Annotated in this window: 28 protein-coding genes; 18 read left to right on the top strand and 10 right to left on the bottom strand. The window is 55.7% G+C overall.

Annotated features, from left to right (window positions below):
• Positions 1-2: 2 nt before the first annotated feature.
• From OA238_RS02290 to OA238_RS02340, 11 genes are all read left to right on the top strand, one after another.
• Complete coding sequence (locus OA238_RS02290; RefSeq protein WP_015493909.1) at positions 3-209, top strand: DUF1737 domain-containing protein; 207 nt, start codon at positions 3-5, stop codon at positions 207-209.
• A complete protein-coding gene (locus OA238_RS02295) occupies positions 206-1,243 on the top strand; it encodes a MaoC family dehydratase (RefSeq protein ID WP_015493910.1) in 1,038 nt (345 codons plus the stop codon). Before OA238_RS02290 ends, OA238_RS02295 begins: the two co-directional genes overlap by 4 nt.
• 9 nt (positions 1,244-1,252) lie before the next feature.
• Positions 1,253-1,534 carry a hypothetical protein gene (locus OA238_RS02300; RefSeq protein ID WP_044036144.1) on the top strand — a complete coding sequence of 94 codons (282 nt, stop codon included), beginning with the start codon at positions 1,253-1,255 and terminating at the stop codon, positions 1,532-1,534.
• A gap of 50 nt (positions 1,535-1,584) precedes the next feature.
• Positions 1,585-2,271 carry a DUF1194 domain-containing protein gene (locus OA238_RS02305; protein ID WP_015493911.1) on the top strand — a complete coding sequence of 229 codons (687 nt, stop codon included), beginning with the start codon at positions 1,585-1,587 and terminating at the stop codon, positions 2,269-2,271.
• Positions 2,272-2,456: 185 nt separating this feature from the next.
• Positions 2,457-2,840: a succinate dehydrogenase, cytochrome b556 subunit gene (gene sdhC / locus OA238_RS02310; RefSeq protein WP_015493912.1), complete on the top strand. Its 384-nt coding sequence runs from the start codon at positions 2,457-2,459 to the stop codon at positions 2,838-2,840.
• Between the two features lie 11 nt (positions 2,841-2,851).
• The gene (sdhD, locus tag OA238_RS02315; RefSeq protein ID WP_015493913.1) at positions 2,852-3,223 is read left to right on the top strand and encodes a succinate dehydrogenase, hydrophobic membrane anchor protein; all 372 of its coding nucleotides are present in this window, start codon (positions 2,852-2,854) and stop codon (positions 3,221-3,223) included.
• Between the two features lie 29 nt (positions 3,224-3,252).
• Entirely contained in the window at positions 3,253-5,058 is a 1,806-nt protein-coding gene (sdhA, locus tag OA238_RS02320; protein ID WP_015493914.1) for a succinate dehydrogenase flavoprotein subunit, read from the top strand.
• Entirely contained in the window at positions 5,058-5,339 is a 282-nt protein-coding gene (locus tag OA238_RS02325) for a hypothetical protein (protein WP_044036146.1), read from the top strand. The genes sdhA and OA238_RS02325 overlap by 1 nt, the downstream gene beginning before the upstream one ends.
• A 21-nt stretch (positions 5,340-5,360) precedes the next feature.
• Positions 5,361-5,660, top strand: coding sequence for a hypothetical protein (locus OA238_RS02330; protein WP_015493915.1), 300 nt, complete (start codon positions 5,361-5,363; stop codon positions 5,658-5,660).
• 18 nt (positions 5,661-5,678) lie between these two features.
• On the top strand, positions 5,679-6,458 hold the full coding sequence (locus OA238_RS02335; protein WP_015493916.1) for a succinate dehydrogenase iron-sulfur subunit: 780 nt from the start codon (positions 5,679-5,681) through the stop codon (positions 6,456-6,458).
• A 152-nt stretch (positions 6,459-6,610) separates the two neighbouring features.
• Positions 6,611-7,453 carry an urea carboxylase-associated family protein gene (locus tag OA238_RS02340; protein WP_015493917.1) on the top strand — a complete coding sequence of 281 codons (843 nt, stop codon included), beginning with the start codon at positions 6,611-6,613 and terminating at the stop codon, positions 7,451-7,453.
• Between the two features lie 21 nt (positions 7,454-7,474).
• Here OA238_RS02340 and deoD read toward each other — a convergent pair whose 3' ends face one another.
• The 3 genes from deoD to OA238_RS33415 form a co-directional block, all read right to left on the bottom strand.
• On the bottom strand, positions 7,475-8,179 hold the full coding sequence (gene deoD / locus OA238_RS02345; protein ID WP_015493918.1) for a purine-nucleoside phosphorylase: 705 nt from the start codon (positions 8,177-8,179) through the stop codon (positions 7,475-7,477).
• A gap of 126 nt (positions 8,180-8,305) precedes the next feature.
• Positions 8,306-9,508: an IS66 family transposase gene (tnpC, locus tag OA238_RS02350; protein ID WP_044036148.1), complete on the bottom strand. Its 1,203-nt coding sequence runs from the start codon at positions 9,506-9,508 to the stop codon at positions 8,306-8,308.
• A gap of 48 nt (positions 9,509-9,556) precedes the next feature.
• Positions 9,557-9,778, bottom strand: a complete 222-nt coding sequence (locus tag OA238_RS33415) for a DUF6444 domain-containing protein (protein ID WP_015495645.1) — start codon at positions 9,776-9,778, stop codon at positions 9,557-9,559.
• Positions 9,779-9,938: 160 nt separating this feature from the next.
• Between OA238_RS33415 and OA238_RS02360 the strand changes: the two genes are divergently transcribed.
• Positions 9,939-10,295 carry a hypothetical protein gene (locus tag OA238_RS02360; RefSeq protein ID WP_044036153.1) on the top strand — a complete coding sequence of 119 codons (357 nt, stop codon included), beginning with the start codon at positions 9,939-9,941 and terminating at the stop codon, positions 10,293-10,295.
• Positions 10,296-10,430: 135 nt separating this feature from the next.
• Here OA238_RS02360 and OA238_RS02365 read toward each other — a convergent pair whose 3' ends face one another.
• Positions 10,431-11,663 carry an ISL3 family transposase gene (locus OA238_RS02365; RefSeq protein ID WP_015493920.1) on the bottom strand — a complete coding sequence of 411 codons (1,233 nt, stop codon included), beginning with the start codon at positions 11,661-11,663 and terminating at the stop codon, positions 10,431-10,433.
• A gap of 142 nt (positions 11,664-11,805) precedes the next feature.
• Positions 11,806-12,141 (bottom strand): H-NS histone family protein, encoded by a 336-nt coding sequence (locus OA238_RS02370; protein WP_015493921.1) that lies wholly within the window; start codon positions 12,139-12,141, stop codon positions 11,806-11,808.
• Between the two features lie 213 nt (positions 12,142-12,354).
• On the opposite strand from OA238_RS02370, the gene OA238_RS02375 reads away from it, so the two are divergent.
• The gene (locus OA238_RS02375; protein WP_015493922.1) at positions 12,355-13,422 is read left to right on the top strand and encodes an IS630 family transposase; all 1,068 of its coding nucleotides are present in this window, start codon (positions 12,355-12,357) and stop codon (positions 13,420-13,422) included.
• 53 nt (positions 13,423-13,475) lie between these two features.
• Here the strand turns inward: OA238_RS02375 and OA238_RS02380 are convergent, their stop codons facing one another.
• On the bottom strand, positions 13,476-15,470 hold the full coding sequence (locus OA238_RS02380; protein ID WP_015493923.1) for a protein meaA: 1,995 nt from the start codon (positions 15,468-15,470) through the stop codon (positions 13,476-13,478).
• A gap of 136 nt (positions 15,471-15,606) precedes the next feature.
• Between OA238_RS02380 and OA238_RS02385 the strand changes: the two genes are divergently transcribed.
• From OA238_RS02385 to OA238_RS02405, 5 genes are all read left to right on the top strand, one after another.
• Complete coding sequence (locus OA238_RS02385; protein ID WP_015493924.1) at positions 15,607-17,010, top strand: 1-acyl-sn-glycerol-3-phosphate acyltransferase; 1,404 nt, start codon at positions 15,607-15,609, stop codon at positions 17,008-17,010.
• 119 nt (positions 17,011-17,129) lie between these two features.
• The gene (gene ccrA, locus OA238_RS02390) at positions 17,130-18,413 is read left to right on the top strand and encodes a crotonyl-CoA carboxylase/reductase (protein ID WP_044037814.1); all 1,284 of its coding nucleotides are present in this window, start codon (positions 17,130-17,132) and stop codon (positions 18,411-18,413) included.
• A 194-nt stretch (positions 18,414-18,607) separates the two neighbouring features.
• Positions 18,608-18,799 carry a hypothetical protein gene (locus OA238_RS02395; protein WP_044036156.1) on the top strand — a complete coding sequence of 64 codons (192 nt, stop codon included), beginning with the start codon at positions 18,608-18,610 and terminating at the stop codon, positions 18,797-18,799.
• Positions 18,800-18,983: 184 nt separating this feature from the next.
• A complete protein-coding gene (locus tag OA238_RS02400) occupies positions 18,984-20,528 on the top strand; it encodes an ATP-dependent DNA helicase (protein WP_015493926.1) in 1,545 nt (514 codons plus the stop codon).
• A complete protein-coding gene (locus OA238_RS02405) occupies positions 20,525-21,253 on the top strand; it encodes an SDR family oxidoreductase (RefSeq protein ID WP_015493927.1) in 729 nt (242 codons plus the stop codon). Before OA238_RS02400 ends, OA238_RS02405 begins: the two co-directional genes overlap by 4 nt.
• A gap of 1 nt (position 21,254) precedes the next feature.
• On the opposite strand, the gene OA238_RS02410 is transcribed toward OA238_RS02405, so the two are convergent.
• The 4 genes from OA238_RS02410 to OA238_RS02425 form a co-directional block, all read right to left on the bottom strand.
• Positions 21,255-22,010 carry a TIGR02186 family protein gene (locus OA238_RS02410; protein ID WP_015493928.1) on the bottom strand — a complete coding sequence of 252 codons (756 nt, stop codon included), beginning with the start codon at positions 22,008-22,010 and terminating at the stop codon, positions 21,255-21,257.
• Entirely contained in the window at positions 22,010-22,927 is a 918-nt protein-coding gene (locus OA238_RS02415) for a sulfite exporter TauE/SafE family protein (protein ID WP_015493929.1), read from the bottom strand. Before OA238_RS02415 ends, OA238_RS02410 begins: the two co-directional genes overlap by 1 nt.
• 93 nt (positions 22,928-23,020) lie before the next feature.
• Entirely contained in the window at positions 23,021-23,824 is an 804-nt protein-coding gene (locus OA238_RS02420) for a purine-nucleoside phosphorylase (RefSeq protein ID WP_015493930.1), read from the bottom strand.
• Positions 23,808-24,971, bottom strand: coding sequence for an ABC transporter permease (locus tag OA238_RS02425; RefSeq protein WP_015493931.1), 1,164 nt, complete (start codon positions 24,969-24,971; stop codon positions 23,808-23,810). Before OA238_RS02425 ends, OA238_RS02420 begins: the two co-directional genes overlap by 17 nt.
• Positions 24,972-24,973 lie beyond the last annotated feature (2 nt).

Consider the following 24,973-nt stretch of genomic DNA (forward strand, 5'->3'; position numbering starts at 1 on the left):
ATATGCCGCTGATTTACCGTTTGTTAACCGAAGACGACACATCCGAATTTTGCCACAAGGTCAGTCTGGCGCTGTCCAAGGGCTGGGTGCTTTATGGCAATCCGACCTATGTCTATGACCATGCCAATGGCGTCATGCGGGTGGGGCAGGCTGTGACCAAAGACGTTGAAGCCGCCTATTCGCGTGACATGAAGCTCGGCCAGCAATGAGCGCGGCCAAAACCAATTCAGGGCGGTTTTTTGAGGATTACCGATTGGGCGAGGTCATCGAGCACGCGGTGCCACGCACGGTGCAGGGCGGCGAACGCGCGCTGTATCATATGCTGTATCCAGCACGTCATGCGCTGCATTCATCGGACGCGTTTGCAAAAGACTGCGGTTTGGCCGAAAGCCCGCTGGATGATATGATCGCGTTTCACATCGTGTTCGGCAAATCTGTGCCGGATATCTCGTTGAATGCGGTTGCCAATCTGGGCTACGCCGAATGCCGCTGGCTGGCGTCTGTTTGGCCGGGTGACACGATCCGGTCTAGTTCCGAAGTGATCGGGCTGAAGCAGAATTCCAACGGCAAATCTGGCGTTTTATACGTGCGCACCACGGGCACCAATCAACATGGCGCGGTCGTGATGCAATTCGTGCGCTGGGTGATGGTGCGCAAGGGCGATTTAGACGCGCCGGCACCCGAAACGGTGATCCCAGAATTGGTGGGCGCGGTTGATGCGTCCGACTTGGCGATCCCGCAGGGGTTGGATTTTACGGGCTATGATTTCACGCTGGCGGGGGAGCCACACCGCCTTGGTGACTACACCGTCGGCGAAATTATCGACCATGTGGACGGTGTGACCCTGACCGAAGCGGAACATATGTTGGCTACGCGCCTGTGGCAGAATACCGCCAAAGTGCATTTTGATGTGACATCACGCCCTGACGGGCAGCGCTTGATCTATGGTGGGCACGTAATGTCATTGGCCCGCGCGCTGACGTTCAACGGTCTTGCCAATGCGCAAGTCATGGTGGCGATCAATGCGGGCGCGCACGCGAACCCCTGCTTTGCGGGCGATACGGTGCGGGTGTGGTCAGAGGTTCTTGATGTGGCCCAAACCGATGCGCCTGGCGTAGGCGCGGTGCGGTTGCGGTTGGTGGCGACCAAGGGCGGCGCGGTCGGGGCATTGAGAGGTGAGGATGGCAAATATTTGCCCGATGTGCTGCTCGATCTCGACTATTGGGCCTTGATGCCGACTTAGGGGAAACCAATGACACTTGTGGCAATTGGCGTTTTCTGTGCGGTTTTGGGCACTTTGGCGGTGTTGATTACGGTTATCTACCGCGTGGTTTTGTTTGAACAATATGCAGTCTACCGCGCGGAGGCGCAGTCTGCGGGTCGTTCGTTTAGTTGGTGGCGGTTCATTCATTACTATTACCGGAATTTGTTCCTTGTTGGGTCTTTGAAGCCGATGCATCCGCTTCAATCGCTGATGATCTGGGCTTTGGCGATTTTGCCATTGATGCTGCTGGCGCACTATTTGTCGCAATAGCGAGCACGCTGGATTTTGCGAAATCACTGCGTTTAGCTTAAGTTCCCCTTATGAAGGGATTACTGACCAGTCTGATGCTCTGCGCGCCTGCCGCGTCTGCTTGCGACATTGCTTTGATGTTGGCGGTGGATGTGTCAGGGTCAGTGGACGGGCGTGAATATCGCATCCAGATGGACGGGCTTGCGGCGGCACTGACGGATAGCTCTGTAATGGGCGCGCTTGTGGCGTCACAAGCGCAGATCGCGCTGATGCAGTGGACCGGAACAGGGCGGCAAACGGTCGTGATTAACTGGACAAAAATCACCAACACCGATGACGTGCATGCATTCGCATTCGAGGTCGAGACGGTGCCCCGCATTTGGCGCGATTTTTCAACGGCAATCGGCGAAGCGCTGGCGCTGGCTGTGCCCTATTTTGCTATCGTGGATGACTGTGATCGCTTCGTTATCGATATTTCTGGCGATGGCATCAGCAATGAGGGCCAAGCGCCGCGCGCGGTTTGGCCTGATCTTGAGGCGGCGGGCGTGACGGTAAATGCGATGGTTATTCAGGACACGGGGTTCGATCTGACTGAATGGTTTGAAAGTCATGTCATCACCGGAGCGGGTGCTTTTGCGGTTACGGCCAATTCGTTTGATGAATACCCCGAACAGATTATCCGTAAACTTTATCGTGAACTGACGACTCCCATTTCGTTGGGGCTTATTCCTAACAGGACAACGGGCGAATTGCGCTAACACAGCGACTATTTGTGATCACTGGTCGCGAAAGTGTGATCACAAAGGCGAAAAATCGCCAAAGCGCGACAAGATTCCGCACCTGTTAGCGCGACCGCTCCGTGACACTGGCGTACAAACCTTTAAGAAGGTGGCAACATATACCGTCGCATACCGGCTTCGGGTAACCAAAATGAGGAACAAACATGGCTGACATGAATCGGGATAAACGCCCGCTGTCCCCACATTTGACGATCTATCGACCGCAATGGACGTCGATGACGTCGATCTTCACGCGGCTTACGGGCAATGCGTTGATTGTTGGTGCCTTGCTGATTGTCTGGTGGTTCAGCGCCCTTGCATCCGGCCCTGAGGCATATGCGCGTGCCAATGGGTTCATGACCAGCTGGTTTGGCGATCTGGTGATGTTCGGATCGGTGGCCTGCCTTTGGTACCACACGCTTGCGGGCGTGCGGCACCTGATTTGGGACAGCGGTCATATGCTGGACGTCGAACGCTCTGAGCGGGCGGGTCAGGCGATCGTTCTTGTGTCGGTTTTGCTGACTATTTTCACCGTCATCGTACTGTAGGGGCTGGCAACATGGCATTTTTGACTGATCGTAAACGCGCTGTCGGTATGGGGTCCGCTAAATCGGGCACCGAACATCATTGGCAGATGATCGTATCGTCTGTGGCGCTGACAGGGCTTATTCCGTTGTTTGTGTTCACCTATGGCGCAGCGCTTGGCATGTCCTATGAGGACGCAGCCGCGTATTATGCGCGGCCATTTCCGTCGATTGTTGGCATCCTGACGCTCCTTGTAGGGTTTCTGCATTTCAAAGGGGGTGTGCAAACGCTGATTGAGGACTACTTTCACGGGTTCGCCCGCAAGGCGCTGATCATCGGCTCCATTTGCCTTAGCTACGCTGCCGCCGCGGTTGGTGTTTTCGCCATTGTGCGCATCGCGCTGTAAATCGGGCTCTTTAAGACTGGAAATTTCCTATGGCTGAATACGAATACGAAACCCACGAATATGATGTCGTCGTCGTCGGCGCGGGCGGTGCAGGTTTGCGCGCCACGTTGGGCATGGCGGAACAAGGTCTGCGGACGGCCTGTATATCCAAGGTGTTCCCGACGCGGTCCCACACGGTTGCAGCACAGGGTGGCATCGCGGCCAGCCTTGGCAACATGGGCCCCGACAGCTGGCAGTGGCATATGTATGACACGGTCAAAGGGTCCGACTGGCTTGGTGACACGGACGCGATGGAATACCTCGCGCGGGAAGCCCCCAAGGCGGTGTATGAGCTTGAGCATTACGGCGTGCCGTTTTCGCGCACCGAAGAGGGCAAGATTTATCAGCGTCCGTTTGGTGGCCACACCACCGAATTTGGCGAAGGCCCCGCCGTGCAGCGCACCTGTGCGGCCGCCGACCGGACCGGCCACGCGATCCTGCACACCCTGTATGGCCAGTCGCTCAAGCAAAAGGCTGAATTCTACATCGAATATTTTGCCATTGATTTGATCATGTCAGATGATGGGGTTTGTACAGGCGTTGTCTGTTGGAAACTCGACGATGGTACGATGCACGTGTTCAACGCCAAGATGGTTGTTTTGGCGACAGGTGGGTATGGCCGCGCTTATTTCAGCGCCACATCTGCGCATACTTGCACCGGTGATGGTGGTGGTATGGTGGCCCGCGCTGGGCTGGCGTTGCAGGATATGGAATTCGTGCAATTCCACCCGACAGGCATTTACGGGTCTGGCTGTTTGATTACCGAGGGCGCGCGCGGCGAGGGTGGTTATTTGACCAACTCCGAAGGCGAGCGGTTTATGGAACGCTATGCGCCGAATTACAAAGACCTTGCGCCGCGCGATTATGTATCGCGCTGCATGACGATGGAAATTCGCGAAGGCCGCGGCGTAGGCGACGGAAAGGACCACATCCACCTGAACCTGAACCACCTACCCGCAGCAGCATTGGCCGAACGCCTTCCGGGTATCTCCGAATCCGCCAAGATTTTTGCAGGCGTTGACGTGAACAAAGAACCAATCCCTGTCTTGCCAACTGTGCATTACAATATGGGTGGCATCCCGACGAACTATTTTGGTGAAGTGTTGCACCCAACCAAAGACAACCCGAACGCAGTTGTCCCTGGCCTGATGGCTGTGGGCGAAGCCGGCTGTGCATCGGTGCATGGTGCGAACCGGCTTGGGTCGAATTCACTAATCGATCTGGTGGTGTTTGGCCGCGCGGCTGCCATCCGTGCTGGTACGGTCGTGGACCGCGACGCAGCGATTCCTGTAACCCACAAACCGTCTGTTGATAAGGCGTTCGATCGTTTTGACGGGTTGCGCAATGCGAACGGAGGCACGGGCACTGCCGAGTTGCGTTTGGAAATGCAAAAGGCGATGCAAGAAGACGCCGCCGTGTTCCGCACCGATAAGACGCTGAAAGAAGGCGTCAAGAAAATGACCGACATCGCCACTAAAATGGGCGATTTGCACGTCACGGACCGATCATTGATCTGGAATACCGACTTGATGGAGACGCTGGAACTGTCGAACCTGATGCCCAACGCGTTGGCGACGATTGTTGGCGCTGAGGCGCGCAAGGAAAGCCGTGGTGCCCACGCCCACGAGGATTATGCGACGCGCGACGATGAATACTGGCGTGTTCACACGATTAGCCATGTGGATGGTGCCAAAGTCACGCTGAGCCATCGTCCGGTGATCACCAAGCCACTGACGACAGAAAAAGAAGGCGGCATTAATCTTAAGCAGTTCGCCCCGAAAGAGCGGACGTTCTGATGTATCGCGCGGCATTGCTTTTGGTGGGTCTTTCCGCTTGCACTCCCGTTCCGGTATCGCCCGAACGGGCGGCGGAAATATGCGAAGACAAAGCGAGAGCCGCGCAAGGCCCGACGGGAAGTGTTACAGTCGGCACCAATAGTAGAACAGGTGGATTTGGGGGCGTCGAAATTGGCGTGACGTCCGATTTTCTTGCTGGGCGGGATCCGCTTGAGGTTTACGCGCAATGCATCTTTGATCGCACCGGCGCCGCCCCCATTCGCCCGCCTTTGCTGCGCTAAATTGAGAAACGGAGAAACATTATGAAACTGATCCTTGTCTTAACCGCCGCCGCCCTGACCCTGTCCGCCTGCGATGTTGTGCAAGTGGTTGCTTTGGATACGGGCCGTGACGCCGCAAAGGCTGTCGTCGGTCCGATCGTGGCAGACACCATCCCCGGTACTGCGGCATCTGTGCTGACCGATTGCATCATCGACAATGCATCTGGTGCAGAAATTATCGCGCTTGGCGTACAAGGCGCGACACCCGAAAACATCACACTCGTGTCTGACATCCTTGCACGGCCTGAGACCGTGACCTGCGCGACAAACGCGCTCACCTAACCCAACAGGAGCCGACCCATGGTTCAACTGACCCTGCCCAAGAATTCCCGCATGACGACGGGCAAGACATGGCCCAAACCAGAGGGGGCCACAAACCTGCGCAAAGTGCAGATCTACCGTTGGAGCCCGGACGACGACAAGAACCCTAGTCTGGACACGTATTTCGTGGACATGGACGCCTGTGGTCCGATGGTTCTGGACGCGCTGATCAAGATCAAAAGCGATATTGATCCAACATTGACGTTCCGGCGGTCTTGTCGCGAAGGTATCTGCGGCAGCTGCGCGATGAACATTGATGGGATCAACACGCTTGCCTGTATCTACGGCATGGATGAGATCAAGGGCGATATCAAAATCTATCCGCTGCCGCATATGCCGGTTATCAAAGATTTAATCCCCGACCTGACACATTTTTACGCGCAACATGCATCCGTGAAGCCCTGGTTGGAGACCAAGAGCAACAAGCCCGCGAAGGAGTGGAAGCAGTCCATCGAGGACCGTGCGAAGCTCGATGGTCTTTATGAATGCGTGATGTGCGCGTGTTGCACGACTGCGTGCCCGAGCTACTGGTGGAACGGCGACCGTTTCCTTGGTCCCGCAGCGCTTTTGACCGCAAACCGCTGGATCACCGACAGCCGCGACGAAGCGACGGGTGAGCGTTTGGATGATCTTGAAGATCCATTCAAGCTGTACCGTTGCCACACGATCATGAACTGCGCCAAGACCTGCCCGAAGGGTCTGAACCCTGCGGCGGCCATTGCGAATGTCAAAAAGATGATGATCGAACGCACGGTTTGAGGTTGATGAAATCTGGGCTACCGCACGGTTTTGAGTCTGAATGATGAGAGGCGACGCTCCTGATGAGGGGGCGTCGTTTTTTGTTTGCGTGAGTTGCCTCCGGCGGGGATATTTAGCAGACAAAGGCAAAGACAAAAACGGGGGCAAGTAAGATGAATGAACCAATGGATGGCGCGGCACGGCGGGCAGTTGCGCCCGTTATTTGTTATCCGGTTGCGGATTTACCGCAGCCTGATTTGGCTCTGTACCAACGTGCGGCAGTGGGGGCAGAATTGGGGGCCGAGGTTATCGCCGCCCCACGCGAGGCGGCATGTATTGAGGTTCCGGCGGGATCGTACTTGCGCATCACGTCGATTGATGGCCCACAGGTGGGTGATCTCAACCTGTTTAACGCCAATGATTTAAGCGAGCGGTTCTATTCCGGCAAGACCCGTGCGCTGCACGGGACCCATGTGACCACGGGGGATCGATTGTGGTCGTCTTTCCCACATCTGCGTCCCATGGCGACCATCGTCGCGGATACACTTGGGTGGTACGGGATCGACGAATATGGCGGGTCGGTGCATGATGTGATTGGCACGCGGTGTGACCCGTATACGGGACGCCTGTTGCAGGGCACGGACTATCATCATTGTTGCCATTCCAACCTGACACGCGGGCTTGCGGATCATTTGGGTCTGTCGTTGGCTGACGCCGAGCCCCATATTCACGACGTTCTGAACGTCTTTATGTGTACCGGATTTACCCGCGATACGGGGCAGTATTTCATGAAGGCATCCCCCGTTCGGCCCGATGACTACATTGAAGTCTTTGCGGAAATTGATCTTTTGGCGGTTCTTAGCGCCTGTCCGGGCGGCGATTGTGGATCAGAACACACCAGCGACACGGCACCTTGCCACCCGCTAAAGATGACCGTGCGCACGCCGATCGCGGGTGCGTTGGGAGCATGGTCGTCCCCGACGCGAAACGCCTATGATGGAACGCACGGGCTGTAGGGCCCGCCTGCTTTGCGCCAATCAGGCAAACGCGGCGGTGAGCGCGATTCCAATCATATCGCCAAAGCTGCGTTCACGTTGGTCCGCTGGCAGGGCTTCGCCCGTGAGCAGGTGATCGGACACCGTCATCACGCCCAAAGCACGACGACCATAGCGCGCGGCGAGAATGTAGAGTTCAGCGGCCTCCATCTCGACCCCTAAAACTCCGTGGCGTTGCATTTCTTTGTTTAGATCGGGGCGTTCGTCATAAAATGTATCGGACGAATAGATGCCGCCGACATGCACATCGACATCCATCGCTTTGGCCGCTTCTGCCGCCGCGGCGAGCAATCCGTAGTCGGCGCAGGGGGCGAAATTCAACTCCTTGAAGATCGTTGAACTTGGCGTGGCGACTGTGCTGGCTGTCATCGCGAGGATGACATCGCGGACTTTCACATGCGGTTGCATGCCGCCGCAGGACCCGATGCGGATCAGCGTTTGAACGTCAAAGTCGCGGATCAATTCGTTGGCGTAGATCGACATAGACGGCATGCCCATACCCGACCCCTGAATGGTGACGCGGTTGCCGTTCCACAGTCCGGTAAATCCGAACATCCCGCGCACTTCATGCACACATTTGGCGTCCGTTAGAAACGTTTCAGCCGCCCATTTCGCACGGTAAGGATCGCCGGGCATTAGGACCACGTCAGCGATATCGTCTTTGTCTGCACCAATATGAATGGTCATTGCGTCGTCTTTCTATCTTGGGTTTTAGCGATGCTAGGCGTTGGTGCGTGGGGGATCAAGGCAAAGAGGGGGTCTGGTAAACCAGACTGGCTATATATTGAACGATGTTCAATATATGTAGTAAGGTTATTCGTAACTCCCAAGGACCCCATCGGATATCGGGTTTTGTGTTGCCCTTGCGACGTTAGAGCCGAGCGATGATCTGTTGTGGTGATAGGGTGAGTGTTTCGAGGATATTGCCCCCGTGTTTTCTGACCGTCGAGATGACGGATCTGATGTCAGCGAAGACCTGCGCGCCCTCGAGGGTGCGGAAAGTTCCCAAGATTTCATGCGCAACTTCATCATGCGCAGGTCCCGTTCGGCCTGATTGTTGGTGAAGGGAACTGTGAAGTCCGTAAGGAACCTTAGGACGTCATCACGGTAGTCGCGCAAGCGGACCAGAAGGTTATGGCCTGGCCGCCTGGCTTTTCGGCCTCGCGCACCAGTGCGTCTAGCCAGTGGGTCTTGTCGCTCATGGAAGGCGAGGCCCTCGGTGAGGATCGCCATGTATTTGGTGAGGATGCCGTGGTGAACCGACGTGGGGAGTTCGGTCTCGCCTCGCCCCTGAGCCGCGCACTTGAGCTGATTGGCGCTGTTGAGCAGCACGCTCATCGCGCACGCCCACGGCTCCTTTTCGATTTCTTCGATGGCCTTGAGTTCCCGTAAATGATGCGCCCCGCACAGGGCGTGCGCGTCCACCCCACTCATATGGGCGTAATAGGACTTCCAGTGGTCATGAACAATTGTCCCGCCGGTCAGGAAGGATGGAACAGCACCGCGCTTGGCGCTGATGCGATAATGCGTGAAGGCGAGATCGCTGATTGAGTGCAGCCAGTGCAGCTTACCAGCAACACGAAGTCCGGTCTCATCCAGATGCCGAACGCCGCCTTCATTGAGCCGGGCCAGAATGTGTTCGACGACGCCACCCAAGGTACGCGCTGTGCCGTTCACCCAGTTGGTCACGCTGGCCGCGCATAGGCTGGTGGCACCAAACAAATCACGCAGGAGTTGGCAGACCCGATCCTCGGGGATCAGCTGCTGAACATTGCAGTAGACCGCCGCCGCCCGAATGCGCTTACCGTATTGCACGTGTGCATTCACGCCATCGGGAAAGGTGGCTGTCGTCGTGGCTCGGCAATGGCCACAACAATAAATCGCTGCCTGATGCTCTGTGACCTCCAGACGCGGCACCGGTATGTCATAAACCTGACGCCTCTCCACCGCCTTGATCATCCCAGCCGTCAAGCCATGCTGACAGGTGCCACAGGCCTCAGCCTCATGTCGCTCCACAAAGTCAGGCGTTGCTGTCTGACGTAGGGTGTCGCCTCGGTGGCCAACTTAACCACCACTTTTCTTACCGGACTTACCACGCAGGCTACGCGGTACCGGCTTCTTCAACCCATCACTCGAAGGCGGCTTGCTGCTATTACTGCTGTTCTTGGCCAACTGACGCCGCAGATCCGCATTCTCTTGCGCCATGCTCGCCAACGCGGCTTCCAACTCGGCGATCCTGCGCAGAGCCGTGGCAAGGAGTTGTTCAAGAGCAGTAACTTGGTCCATTCCACCAATGATTCAGAGAAATCGTCACAGCGCCACGAAATTCAGACCACAACAGAAAATTCATGCGCCTAATGGCCAAGGAGACTCACATCAAAACTGACAAAAACCCGTTATCGGCTGGGGTGCTTGGGAGTTACGGTTATTCATGAAAGGACCTCAAATGTTTTACAAATCAATTGGCATATTCATGCTGTGCGGCGGGTTGGCCGCCTGTGATGTCGTGACCCATCCCGTGGCGGTCGTCGGACCGAGCAACACCATCTATCGCGGCACGGCGACGGCGACGTTGTTTGAAGGCGGGTGGTTCCAAGTTTCAAATGGTCCCAATACCTGTCAGGGGCGCTACAGCCCCGGGACTGCGGGATCGACGGTCACTTTTCCGGTCAGATGTAGCAACGGGCTTAGTGGTATTGGAACGGCGGCTTATCAATCCGGCCTGCAGGGGGGCGGGCAGATTGTCATGAAGGACGGGACGCAGTGGCAGTCTATTTTTGGACGCGGCGCGCTGAACCTTTGATGTAGGTGTCATGGCATGTTTTGCGTGCGTTCCAGCATTCTTGGGATCGGCTGTTGTCGAGCCGATCCCAATTTGGATGCCGGAAAGTCCGGAGTCATTTAAAAAAGCGGCTCTTTTCCGCTTTGTTGAGTTATTCTAGGATTTCAAATAGAACATAGATTGATTATCTGGGATGGATGATTGTCTAATTTTGAGTTTGAAGTATTCGGTATCCCTGATGCCCCTGGCTCGTTTGCGGATCATTCCTATACTGACATTACAAGCCTCTATCCTGGCGCTTGTCAGCTTGTGTTTCGCGTAGTTGCATATGCCCACACAATGTTTTCTTAGGGATTTTGCGAACTTTTTCAGATAGAGCATGTGTGACTGATCTGCGATCAGGCACCAATTTTCCAGTTGCTCTGACATCCCCTCAAATGATGGGGCGCTCCACAGAGCCTGAAGCTGTTCTTTTAAGACGTAAAGCGTATTCAGGTTGCTATTGCTCTCCAGCAACGTTTGCAGCTTGTTACTTTGTTTTTCATTCAACTTATCCGCATTTTTGAGCAACAGATAATGCGTGCCCTTCATCAACTCTTTACCACTTGGATCGGCCTTCCTGAACTCAAGGCGACGCTGATTATGGATAGCCTTGCTGTAGTTTTTCATGACGTGGAAACGGTCAAATACGATGTCGGCCATCGGCAAGGACTCCCTGACAGCCTTTTGGTAGGCAGGCCCCATATCCATCGACACGGCCTTTATTTTATGGGCTGTATCTGGCCGCAGCTGTTTCAAAAACCTTGAAAAAACTTCGGCAGTTCGACCGGCTTCCACCCAGATCAGATGCCCTCCGACCATATCGTAGACCACCGTCATATAGTCATGACCTTTCGCCCGGGCCACTTCATCGACACCAATGTATTCCAAGCCAGCAAGCTGTGCGGGATCAAGCGCAGGGAGCGTTTCCATCAGGTATGCCTTGTCGATATTCTTTACCGTCTCCCATCGTATACCTAAATGCCTGGAGACAGCCAGAATGGATAAATGACGGCACAATCCACTGATAAGATGGCAAAATCGATGGGTGAAACGGCACCCTTTATCAACAGAAGGACACGCCTCAATGCGGCGCTCACCCTTGCTAATAAAAACCTGCGCTAGCTCAATCTCAATCACACAAGGATACCCAAAAAACGGGATGTCGTTTACTTGTCGGCGAATATGTTGGTTGATGCTACCCTTCTTGCCGGTTGCAGGGTCTATAGCGCTCCTGCGGGCATCCCGACTGCACTGAACAATAACCTTCGCACCGTCTTCAGCCAGCTCAATTTCATTTACACGTTGCCCCTTCAGGCGTAAAATATGTTGCGAGATGTCGATGGTCATATACCTGCCCTATGAAAAGTTGTCAGAAACCTAACATATCAATAGGTTACTTGATGGTCGGCATCTTTTCTTACTCAACAAAGCGGAGAAGAGCCAAAAAAGCTATAACAACACTGAACCGATTACTAAGCTTAACGTGTCGCTACACCGCCATGCTTTCTGGTGTTTTGCCTGCAGAAATCGCGGATTTGAACCATTCCGGTTGGCGGCCTTTGCCGGTCCATGTCTTGGATTTATCCGCAGGGTCTGCATATTTCGGTGCGGATTTAGGTTTTACGGCTTTCTTCGGCGTCGCCTTGGCGGTCGCCCCGCTGCCTAGAATGTCCTCAACGGTGACACCATGTGCTGCGGCGAGCTTTTCCATTTCCTGACGGATCCTTTTTAGATCCTTCTTGCGATGCTTTTCAAGAGACTTTTCAACGTCGCTCGCGAGCTTCTCAAGCTCTTTTCGTGACATACTTTTGAGATCGAATACCATTCTGTCTTCCTTTCAATTCTACATTCGGCTTAAAAATCCCACACGCCATTTGGAAGGGGAGTTAGCGGTACCATAAACTAAAGGATATCACAATTCATCAAAATGGTCGAATTGGACCTATTATACTCCTGCGCCTGAATTGACCTGACGATTTTGGGCCTGCGATTCACTTCGTCGCATGGCCAAAGGCGGTTCAGTCTGTATTTTGAGTTTATGAGCAAGCAATACAAAACAGTCTCCTTATCCGACGAGCAGCGCATAGCACTTGAAGCGCTTTGCCGCCGCCGCAAAGTTGACGCCCTTGTTTGGAAACGGGCGCGCGCGTTTCTTCTTTTGGACGCAGGAGAAGACGCCGGAACGGTTTGCCGGATTTTGGATATTGGCCCGACAGTTTTGACGGAGTGGCGATTTGCCTTTGCCGGTGCGGGACTATCGTTTTTCGGTCTGAAGGACTACAGCCAGCGTCAGGGTCATTTGTCCGTCGTGCAAGAGCAGGCGGTGAGAGCCCATTTCACCGCGCAGCCTGCCCGCAATGCCGATGAGGTCTGTGCCTATGTTCTAGCCGAGTGCGACCAAAACTACAGCACGTCGGGAGCCGCCAAGCTGATGCGCCGCCTGGGGTTCGCGTATAAGAAACCACAATTGCTGCCTGCACAGGCCGATGAAGCCAAGCAGGCTGCGTTTATTGCCAAATATGAGGCCCTGATGAACGGGTTGGCCGCAGATGAGATGGTTGTCTTTTCGGACGCTGTCCACCCCGAACACCAGAGCCGCCCCGCCCATGGTTGGTTCCCCAAGGGACAAAAGACGGCCCTGAAGGCGACATCAGGGCGCAAGCGGCTCAACATTCAGGGCGCGCTTGACCTTGAGACTTTCCAGTTCACCTTTGTGGAAGGCGAGAAGATCAATGCCCAGACAACCCGACAGATGCTGGAAAAGTTGGAACGCAACAACCAAACCAAGACGGCCATCCACGTCTTTGTCGACAATGCCCGCTATCATCATGCCAAGATACTACAGCCATGGCTGGACAGCCCAGAACGTCGGGTGAAGTTGCATTTCTTGCCAGCATATGCCCCGCACCTCAACCCGATCGAGCGTCTTTGGGGTGTTATGCACAAATGGGTCACCCACAATCGGCACTATGCAACGTTCAACCAATTCACAGAGGCCATTTTCGACTTCTTCCGCAAGACCCTGCCAGAAAAATGGCCAGAGTTCCGCGACACCGTCACCGACAACTTCCGCGTCATATCGCTCAAGGAATACAAAGTGATTTGAGGGGAAAACCTCAGGTCAATTCAGGCGCGGGAGTATATAACTATAAATTGGTCCTAAAATGACGCAACGCCAGACTGAATGGCCTCAGATGGATCAGCCAAAGTTACAATGTCGTCCATTATCCGGTTCAATTGGAAATCTTTTGGCGTATAAACTCGCGCGACGCCCATTGCGGCCAATGCTGTGGCGTCTTCATCCGGAATAATCCCGCCAACGACGACAGGAATATGTCCCAGACCTTGTGCGCGCATTTTGTCCATCATTTCCGATATCAGCGGGATGTGGGACCCCGACAGAATAGAAAGACCAACCACGTGGACATCATCGCGAAGAACGGCTTGGATGATTTCATCAGGGGTCAGCCGAATTCCTTCATAGGTGATATCCATACCGCAATCGCGCGCCCGCGCAGCGATCTGTTCGGCGCCGTTTGAATGCCCGTCCAGTCCCGGTTTCCCCATAAGAAATTTGAGCTTACGCCCGAGTTTTGCGCTGACAGCCGACACGCGATCGCGAATTTCATTAAGGCCTTCGGTGCGATTGGACGGGTTGTGCGATACACCCGTCGGCCCGCGATACTGACCGAATGCATTGCGAATGACTTGCGCCCATTCGCCCGTCGTGACGCCGGCTTTGGCAGCGGCAATTGATGGGATCATAATGTTTGTATCGCTCAGCGCCGCGGCTTTTAGCGCGGCGAGGGCGGCTGATACGACATCTGCGTCGCGATCGGCTTTCCAGGCTTCTAGTCGTGTTAATTGGTCAGCTTCTGCTGCCGGATCGCTTACCATAATGGCATCGTCCCCCGCCGTGAGCGGAGATGGTTCGCCATTCTGGAACTTATTCACCCCAATGACCGTCGTGGCACCGGACTCAATGCCAGCAATTCGCGCGGCGTTTGAGTCAACCAGCCGAGATTTCATGTATTCGATCTTTTCCTGCATGTCGCCCATGCTGTCGATTTGGCCCAATTCTGCCATCGCGCCCTTCTTTAACGCCGCAACTTTGCGTTCCACCGCTGGGTTCCCCTCAAACAGGTCATCGTATTCCAAAAGGTCTGTTTCAAACGCGAGGATTTGTTGCATCCTTAGCGACCATTGCTGATCCCATGGGCGCGGCAATCCGAGTGCTTCGTTCCAAGCGGGCAGTTGCACGGCGCGGGCGCGTGCGTCTTTGCTTAATGTGACGGCAAGCATTTCAATCAGGATGCGGTAAACATTATTTTCTGGCTGCTGTTCAGTCAGGCCAAGGGAATTGACCTGCACCCCGTAACGGAAACGGCGAAATTTCGGGTCTTCAACGCCGTAACGTGTCTGGCAAATCTCATCCCACAATTCTACGAAGGCGCGCATCTTGCACATTTCGGTGACGAAACGGATGCCGGCATTCACGAAAAACGAAATACGCCCGACCATGGCCGGAAATGCGTCGGCGGGGACTTTGCCCATAAGATCATCGAGAACGGCAATTGCCGTAGCCAATGCAAACGACAATTCTTCTTCTGGCGTCGCGCCTGCTTCTTGCAGGTGGTACGAGCACACGTTCATCGGGTTCCACTTTGGCAGATGTTCACGGGTGTAGGCGGCGACGTCGGTGATCATCCGCAGGGACGGGGCAGGCGGGCAGATATATGTGCCGCGCGAGAGGTATTCTTTGATGATGTCGTTTTGGACCGTGCCTTGCAGCGCCGAAACATCGGCGCCTTGTTCTTCGGCGGCAGCAATATAAAGCGCGAGCAGCCACGGCGCTGTCGCATTTATTGTCATCGACGTGTTCATTTTCTCAAGCGGAATGTCATCGAACAATGCGCGCATATCCCCCAAATGACAGACCGGAACGCCAACCTTACCAACTTCGCCGCGGGCCAATAGATGATCGCTGTCATAGCCCGTTTGTGTCGGCAAATCGAAAGCCACGGACAAGCCTGTCTGTCCCTTCGCCAGATTTCCGCGGTAAAGTTCGTTGGATGCCTTTGCCGTTGAATGACCTGCGTAGGTTCGAAACAGCCACGGACGATCGGCCTCGCGATCTTTTTGCGTCTGCGACATAGGGGACCTCATGAGTAGGATTGCGCAATATTATTACTTTGTGGCGTAGATATCGGGAATATTACACCCTTGTCAACGCGCTGCGCTGCGGCATGAGGCCATTTACGCGGCGGCGTTTCCCTGACACGATCCCCACATGACGACCCCGATTGCGATCCCCCTTTGGCTGCTGATTTTGGTTCTGCTGTTCGCGGCAGTGACCTTTGCGTCGCACTTCTTGTTTCCATCCGTGCGCTGGTTCTTTCGCCGTCGCGCCGAAAGGGTCGTGGCGCGTGTTAACTTGCGACTTCAAAAGCCGATTGAGCCGTTCAAGCTCGCGAGGCGCTATGACACGATCCAGCGGTTGGTCTATGATCCCGAAGTCATCATCGCGATCAATGAATATGCCAAAGCGACTGGCGTGCGCGAAGACGTGGCGTTTGAAAAAGCCCGTCACTATGCCCTCGAAATCGTGCCGTCCTTTTCTGCCACAGCCTATTTTTCGTTCGGGATGCGGGTTGCAAAATGGTTGTCGCGATTCTTGTACCGCTTGCGTGTGGGGCAGTTTGACCGCGCCGAATACGATGCGATTGACCCTGATGCGACGATAATCTTTGTGATGAACCACCGATCGAACATGGACTATGTGCTGGTCACTTATCTTGTGAGCCGTGCGGGTGCGCTGTCTTATGCGGTTGGGGAATGGGCGCGGGTCTGGCCGTTGTCAGCGATGATCAAAATGATGGGCGGCTATTTTATCCGCCGCAGATCGCGCAGCAAGCCGGCCGCGCGGGGGCTCTATCGCAGGGTTTTGGCGCGCTATGTGCAGATGGCGACGACGGGTGGTGTCACGCAGGCGGTTTTTCCAGAAGGGGGGCTGTCGCTGAACGGCGCGATGTCCAATCCGCGTCTAGGCATCCTGAGCTATATCATCGATGATTTTGACCCCAACGGGCGCGATGTGGTCTTTGTGCCTGTGGCGCTGAATTATGATCGTGTCCTTGAAGACCGGTTCTTGATCAAAGCGGACCAATCAGGCGTGCGCCGTTTCCGCCCACCGCTGCGTACCGTTATAGGCGGTGTGTCTGGCTATCTGTGGGCGCGGCTACGCGGCAAGATAACCACCTTTGGCACAGCCAATGTCAGTTTTGGCCAACCGCTGTCCCTGCGCGATTTTGCCCAATCCCATAACGGTACGACCAGGGCTGTTGGTAAGGAATTGATGTCACGCATCGCAAGTGTGATCCCGCTATTGCCCGTCCCAATGGTCAGCCGCGCTGTGTTGGCGGGTGCCAATACTGAGGTCGCAATTGCGGCACACATCCAAAAAGATCTTAAGTTGCTGCCTGCCACAGTCGTCGCACCGCGCCGCACGCCTGAACAAATGACCACCGCAGGGCTGGCTAACCTGCGCCGCCGTTGCATCGTTACGACTGGAGATGTCATCGTAATTACCGACGGTGAAAGGCCCGTGCTCGCGTATTATGCCAATTCCATCGCGCATCATTTTGGTGCAAGTGCAGCACGGTCGTCTGATCTTTCTGCATCTGCAAAGCAATAAAATTACAAAAACACCGCCCGTTACTATTGCATAGTTACCATGAGCCAAGGTATCACTCCCGCAGAGCGCGTTGTTTCTGCGGGGCGGCATGAATAATGAATGATCTGATGGAGACGGACATGGCTCTCGACCAAAACGCAGCCTTCACCTACGAGGCAGAGAAAAAAGACCTCTATGAGATGGGTGAAATCCCGCCAATGGGCCACGTCCCTGCGCAGATGTATGCATGGGCGATCCGGCGCGAACGTCACGGCGAACCCAATGAGGCCTTCAAGATTGAAGTGGTCGATACGCCCGTTCTGGATAGCAACGAAGTGCTGGTCCTCGTGATGGCGGCAGGCGTTAATTACAACGGCGTTTGGGCGGGTCTTGGTCAGCCGATCAGCCCGTTTGACGGCCACGGCGCACCCTACCATATTGCAGGATCCGACGCTGCTGGCATCGTTTGGGCCGTGGGCGATAAAGTGAAACGCTGGAAAATCGGCGACGAGGTCGTGGTGCATTGCAACCAAGACGACGGCGACGACGAAGAATGCAATGGCGGCGACCCGATGTTTTCGACCAGCCAACGCATTTGGGGCTACGAAACCCCTGATGGATCGTTCGCACAGTTCACAAACGTGCAGGCCCAGCAATTGATGCCGCGCCCGCAGCATCTGACGTGGGAAGAAAGCGCGTGTTACACACTGACGCTGGCCACGGCTTACCGGATGTTGTTCGGTCATGAACCGCACGATCTGAAACCGGGGCAAAACGTGCTGGTTTGGGGCGCGTCCGGCGGTCTGGGATCTTATGCGATCCAGTTGATCAACACGGCAGGCGCCAACGCCATTGGCGTGATTTCGGACGAAGACAAACGCGACTTTGTCATGGGGTTGGGCGCTAAGGGCGTCATCAACCGCAAGGACTTCAAGTGCTGGGGCCAGCTGCCCACCGTCAACACGCCCGAATACGCCGACTGGTTCAAGGAAGCCCGTAAATTCGGCAAGGCGATCTGGGACATCACCGGCAAGGGCAACAACGTCGATATGGTGTTCGAACACCCTGGCGAGGCGACGTTCCCGGTGTCGACATTGATCTGCAAAAAGGGCGGCATGGTCGTGATTTGCGCGGGCACCACCGGCTTTAATTGCACATTCGATGTACGCTATCTTTGGATGCACCAGAAACGTATTCAAGGCAGTCACTTTGCCCATCTCAAGCAGGCATCATCCGCCAACAATCTGATGGTCGAGCGTCGACTGGACCCGTGTATGTCCGAAGTGTTCCCTTGGGATCAATTGCCTGACGCCCATACCAAAATGCTGCGAAATGAACATAAGCCCGGCAATATGTCGGTGCTGGTTCAGTCCCCCAGAACGGGACTGCGCACGCTTGAAGATGTGATCGAAGCTAAGCGCTGAACGGCGCGATCCGCAAAGTGGTTTCCAATACGGGCCGCCAGCACTCCGCTGCGCGGCCCGTATCATTTTCGATATGCCAACCGATCGTTTCCGGCCCATAAATGGTGGGGCCGTTCCAGTAGGTAATTTGTTAATCCGTTCGGTTGTATACCCAATTCCAATCAGTCGTTAATGGGTCATACAGAGAGTTTTTAATGGGACAGAAATGGATCATCGACGTTATCGCTGACCTGCGGTCATTTGCTGACCAGAACGGGCTACCACTGCTGGCGCACCAGTTGGACGTAACCTCGACGGTTGCGCAGGAAGAACTGGCGGCGATGTCAGAGGGGGCGCTGCGCGCGGCGAATTTAGAGACCGGCCAATCTACCCCCCCCTTTCGGTGACACTCAATCAGGCCACAGAACCTAGCGCGGATCAGGACATGATTATTTAGCGGCGAGATCATTGTGGTGTTGGGCAAATTGCGTTCCCTTGTGTGCCCGCGTGTCTGGCGACAAACTTGCGAAAATGCGGGCATGCGCGGCGTAACGTCTGGCCCCCCACGCGTGGCGCGGATACAGTCGAACAATGGTTAAAACTGCCCTTACTCTCTCCGACGATCAGGCCGAAGCTTGGGATGCCGTGTCCGACCTTTTGGGCAAGGCGGGCGTCGATATCTTGGCTGGTACGACGCGGCCGCCCAAAGAAGACCCGTTGCGGTCCGTATTGGCCGTTTTGGGCAAAGCGGGCAGCGGCAAAACCCTGCTGTTGGCCGAGCTGTTCAAGGCGATGCGCGAAGCGGGCGTCGATATTGTGTCTGGTGACTATGAGGGTAAAAAACGCCGCGATCGGCGTACTTTGGCCATTCTTGCGCCCACTAACAAGGCCGCGAGTGTGCTGCGAAATCGTGGCGTTCCGGCCACGACGATTCACCGGATTTTGTATACGCCGATGTATGATCCCGAATACGAAAAGATCGCTGAATGGCTGGCAGGTAATGGTGAAAAGCCTGAAATCGAGGGCCTGACCGAAGTGGCGCTAGATCGCGCGTTTGCGTCCTATCAGGTGAATTCATCCGTGCCCGCGGCACTTGCTGCTGCTGGTTTGCGAGGGTCGGATTTCATCACCGGATGGAAACGCCGCGAGGACCCGCTGGACATCGGGTTTGTCGATGAAAGCTCCATGCTTGACGCCAAACAGTTTGAGGATTTGCAGGACATTTTTCCAACCTTGGTGTTGTTTGGTGACCCTGCGCAGCTGCCCCCTGTTAAGGCCGAGGGTGGCAAGATGGTGTTCGAAAAACTGCCCGAGTCCAAGCAGATGATCCTGTCGCGCGTTCATCGTCAAACCGCCGACAATCCGATCCTTGATTTGGCGCATGCGCTGGCGGATCCGCAGATCGATTTCTACGCATTTGAACAACTGGTGTCCGAAGCGGCGCAAAAAGATGATCGCGTCGTCATGGCACAACGGGTGGAAAGCGATCTTATGGCGCGGTCGCCCTGTTTGGTCTGGCGCAACGCCACACGCATTAAACTGATTCACGCCTTTCGAAACGCGTTTGGTGCGCCAGCGGATGAACTCCTCGAAGGGGAACCGCTGGTCTGTGACGGCATAGAATTGCCCGCCAAGCATCGCAAAAAGCGCCTCGATCTTGAGGCGCGCGGGCTGATCAAGGGCGCGCAGGTCATCTATCTCGGCCCGGGTCGCAAACCGGGGTTTTCGCGCCTTCACGTTATGGGCGCTGAAGACCCGCAAGTCAGCGCCGCATCCATCGTCAAGATCGAACTTGAGGGCGACGAAGAACCGTTCATCCCCTTTGCCGCGCGCATGGGAGCGACGTTTTTGCACGGTGCGGCGGTGACGATCCATAAGGCACAAGGGTCACAATGGGACACTGTTCAGGTCTTCGCGCCCGACATCTATGCGGCCTCGCGGATGGGGCGGGTTGAGGCGGGCCAACCGCTGTGGAAACGCCTCGCCTATGTTGCAATCACACGGGCCGAACACAGATTATGTTGGGTCGTGCGCAACCGCCTTGCGCGGCCATCCGGAACGCTGCGCACGGATGATTTGATCGTGGCGCCCGCGCCACTTGAGCTCACTGCGCCGGACATGGAAACCGAGACATGAAGACCATCATCATAACAGGTGCCAGCAGCGGCATTGGCCGTGCCGTGGCCGAGAAATTCTTGATCGAAGGCTGGACCGTTGGATTAATCGCGCGGCGCGAGGACGCGTTGAACGATGTCGCCAAAGGGCACGCTAACGCCCTCGTTCTGCCCTGTGATGTGACCGATCCTGTGGCGGTTGACGCGGCATTCGCCGCCTTCACCGCAGTGGCGGGGCGGGTGGATGTTTTATTCAACAACGCCGGAGTTTTCACCGCCGCCGCGCCGATCGATGAAGTTCTTGTGCAGGACTGGTTGGATGCGGTGAATGTGAACCTGACGGGCATGTTTTTGTGCGCGCGCGCCGCGTTCGGCAAAATGCGCCACCAATCGCCACAAGGCGGACGGATTATCAACAACGGTTCCGTGTCGGCCTATGTTCCGCGTGTCGGGTCGGTGACCTATACGACCACAAAGCACGGCGTGACGGGGCTGACCAAGACACTGGCGCTTGATGGGCGGGCCTTTAACATTGCCTGTGGGCAGATCGATATCGGCAATGCGCAAAGCCCTATGATAGACGCACTCGCCGCGCGCAATATTGCCGAAGGCAACGCCCCGCCACCAACAATCGAAGTGGGCTATGTTTCGGATGCTGTCTGGAACCTGGCATGCTTGCCGCTGCACGCAAACACACTGTTTCAAACCATCATGGCGACACAAATGCCCTACGTGGGGCGCGGCTAAATCAGCGCTGGAATATCCGGAACGCGGCGGATGCCAACCAGCCCGCAGAGATCACAATCGCAAGTGACATCAGACCGTAAAGGAACGGCTGATTGCGTGACATCTCATAGAGCCAGCGTTCGAGACCGGCCTTATAAACTGCAATACTCGTTTCATAATCATCGACCACAACGCCGTCGCGGGTGATGTAGATATGGGCGGTATATTCGCCTTCGGTGAGTGCGGCAGGCATGGTGATCTGGCCGCGAAACAGGGTTTCTTCCTCGATATCGACTGCACTTTCGAGGATTTGATAGAGCTGGGACCCTGCGCGAATCCGGATCAGGGCCTGCGTGAAAATTTCTGAGTTTTGCACGGTGTCCGGTGCCCCAACCGAGCGAATGGCCCGCGGGATCGAAATGCCGTATCGCAGGTCTTCGACCGATGTCAGCACGTCGCGCATTGGCGCGGATGTGGCAACCGCGTAGAACGACGGCGCTGCGTCAACTTCGACCGCGTCGGTGTTCACCCAAATACCCAAAACGCGTTCCTTGCGGCGCACGAGGACGGGTTCCAATGGGCCGGCCAGTGTGATGATCACCTCGAGTGGGCCACCCACGGGGGCAGGTGCATCGCGTTTGATCGCCCCAAAAATCATGACTTCAGAGCCGTCGAAATTCGCGGTGATCGCGACCTCATCATGACTGAGACCCAGTACGATTTCTTCCGCGCCAAGCGGGGTGACCAGCAGAAAAAGGACTACGATCAGGCGCAGCATCAGTGATCCCCCCCAGTGCCAAGGGAGTAAAGCTCGGACGGCATCACCAGCAGATCAAATGCGAGTTTTCCGCAGACCGCCAGCACCATCATCGCCAGTAATATGCGCAGGTTCTCTGCCTTCATTTTGACGCCGATGCGGGTGCCGACCTGCGCCCCGATCACGCCGCCAATCGACAACAAGACCGCGAGCACAATATCAACTGTGAAATTTGTCGTCGCATGCAGCATCGTCGTGAACGCGGTTACAAAAATAATCTGGAACAAGGACGTTCCGATGACCACTTTGGTCGGCATGCCTAGCAAGTAGATCATTGCTGGCAACATAACGAAGCCACCGCCAACACCCATGATGGCGGCCAAGATGCCAACAGTTAGACCGATGATCAGCGGCGGGATCACTGAAATATACAAACCAGACACGCGGAATTTCATCTTCAGCGGCAGGGCGTGAACCAATCCGTGCTTGCGCCGCGGCGGGCGTGACCCTGGCACTTTGGAACGCCTGATCGCGCGCCAGGACTCAATGAACATAAGCCCGCCAATGATGCCCAAGAATACAACATAGCACAGATTCACAAGCAGATCGACTTGACCCAAGAATTTGAGATAGTTGAATAAAACAATGCCAACGGCAGCCCCGATAAGGCCGCCAACCAGCAGCACAGTGCCCATTTTCAGATCAACTGTTTTCCGCCTAAGGTGTGCAAGTACACCTGAAAACGACGATGCGACGATCTGCACGGCTCCGGTTGCGACGGCCACAGCGGGTGGGATGCCAATAAAAAACAACAGCGGCGTCATCAAGAAACCGCCGCCCACACCAAACATTCCGGAAAGAATTCCGATAATGCCGCCCAATCCGAGCAGCAGAAAGGCGTTCACGGACACTTCCGCGATGGGCAGGTAGATTTGCATGGTCTTCCTTACGCCTGCAACGCTATCATGATCAACGACCAATTTCGCCACAAATATAAGACCAGATGTCTCGCTCAGTGAGAATCTGCAGATTTAGAGACGGGGTAGCGCCGCCCGCAGTACTTTTTCCAGCTTCGCCGCCCCCAGTGGGGCCATGGCCTTGGTGTGTTCATGGCTGATGGGTTCGTTGCTCATGCCTGCGGCCATGTTGGTGATGGTTGAAATCGCAGCGCATCGCAGGCCAAGGAAACGACCCAAGATCACCTCGGGCACGGTGGACATGCCGACCGCGTCTGCGCCAAGCATACGGATCGCATTGATCTCGGCCACGGTTTCGAACGAGGGGCCGGAATACCACGCATAGACACCGCTGTGCATTTTGATTTTCACATCCTGCGCAGCGCGGGTCAGGACCTCGCGCATGCCAGGGTCATAACAATCGCGCATCGGCACGAACCGCGCGTCGGTTTGTTCCCCGATCAAGGGGTTCAACCCGTTGAAATTGATGTGATCGGACAAGCACATGATCGACCCCGTTGGCATGTCCGGCACCATGGATCCTGCGGCATTGGTGGCAATCATCGTGTGCCCGCCAAGTGCTTTGAGCACTTCGAGGGGCAGGCGCATCGCATCGCCGCGACCGGATTCGTAATAATGCGCCCGCCCGCCAAACACAGCGACCCGCACACCCTCAAGGGTGCCGATCACGAGGTTGGGATTGTGGCCGCTGACGCCCGCATGGGGAAACCCCTCAAGCTCATCATATGGAATTGCAATGCCTTCGACGGCACCTGCCAGATGCCCCAGACCCGACCCAAGGATCAGACCAATTGAGACGGGTGCGGGGCCTGCAATCGCGCGGATCTTGTCCGCGAGTTCGTCAGCGTTCCTTGACATAAGGCTGCCCCCCAGCGCGCGGCGGAATGGCCTTGCCGACAAAGCCTGCCAACACGATCACAACGAACAAATAAGGGAGGGACTGGATCAACTGGCTCGGCACCTTCACAGTTTCCCAAAGGGCGGCCAAAATGCTAATGCCTTCTGCTGACGCCGTGGCAAACCACGCGGTAAACGCGACTGCGGCCAAAACCGCTGACAAACCACCCAAAACGATGACGTCGATCTTTTCACGGCGCACCGCATATGTAGTCAGCGCGGCCGCGCAGCCCAACAGCAGCACCATGATCCAGATGACCTGCAACTGGATATTTGAAAAGCGGATATCAATCGCAAAGAACAGCCCGAACAACAGGCAGGCCCCAAGGGCATACCACGGCCGCCATTTGGCGAAGATCAACGCAGCCAACGCGATGAAGCCGCGGTTTGCGGTCATGTCTTTGGTGAAACCTGCCTGCACTGCCGTGGACAAATACGCGCCTGCGATGCCGCATAAAATGCCGCAGATGATAACTGCTGAAAACCGCAATCGGACAACCGAAATGCCCGCAGTGTCCACCGCCTCGGGTGCTTCGCCGACCGCGCGCAGTCGCAGACCGAACCGTGTGCGGTATAGTATCCACCAGCTCAGCGGGACAGCCAGAAGCCCGAGGTACACTAGTATTGAGTGGCCCGACACGAATTCGGAATAAAACTGCATCCCCGGGCTGGCCTGCATTTTGTCACGCATCCGCGACAACGCGCCTGGAAAGTCCAATCCGTTGAACCGCGCATCTTGTGGCAAGGACGGCGTGCGCCCGCCTTGGGCGAACCAGCCTTGGGCGATCACAACGGTCAATCCGGCGGCGAAAAAGTTGATCGCGACACCGGAAATCAGCTGATTGCCCTTAAATGTAATCGACGCAATGCCGTGGATAATCGCCAGCACCACGGAAATTCCGATGCCAGCCAACAGGCCGACCCAGACCGATCCAGACGTGTAAGACACCGCAGCTGACACGAACGCTGCCGCCAACATCTTGCCTTCAAGGCCGATGTCGAAAATGCCGGCGCGTTCAGAAAATAGACCCGCAAGACAAGCCAACAAAAGAGGGATGGCCATACGCACAGATGCATCGCCGAGCTGTACGATTGTGAAAAAATCCATTG

The sequence above is a fragment of the Octadecabacter arcticus 238 genome, from assembly GCF_000155735.2.
GTDB lineage: Bacteria > Pseudomonadota > Alphaproteobacteria > Rhodobacterales > Rhodobacteraceae > Octadecabacter > Octadecabacter arcticus.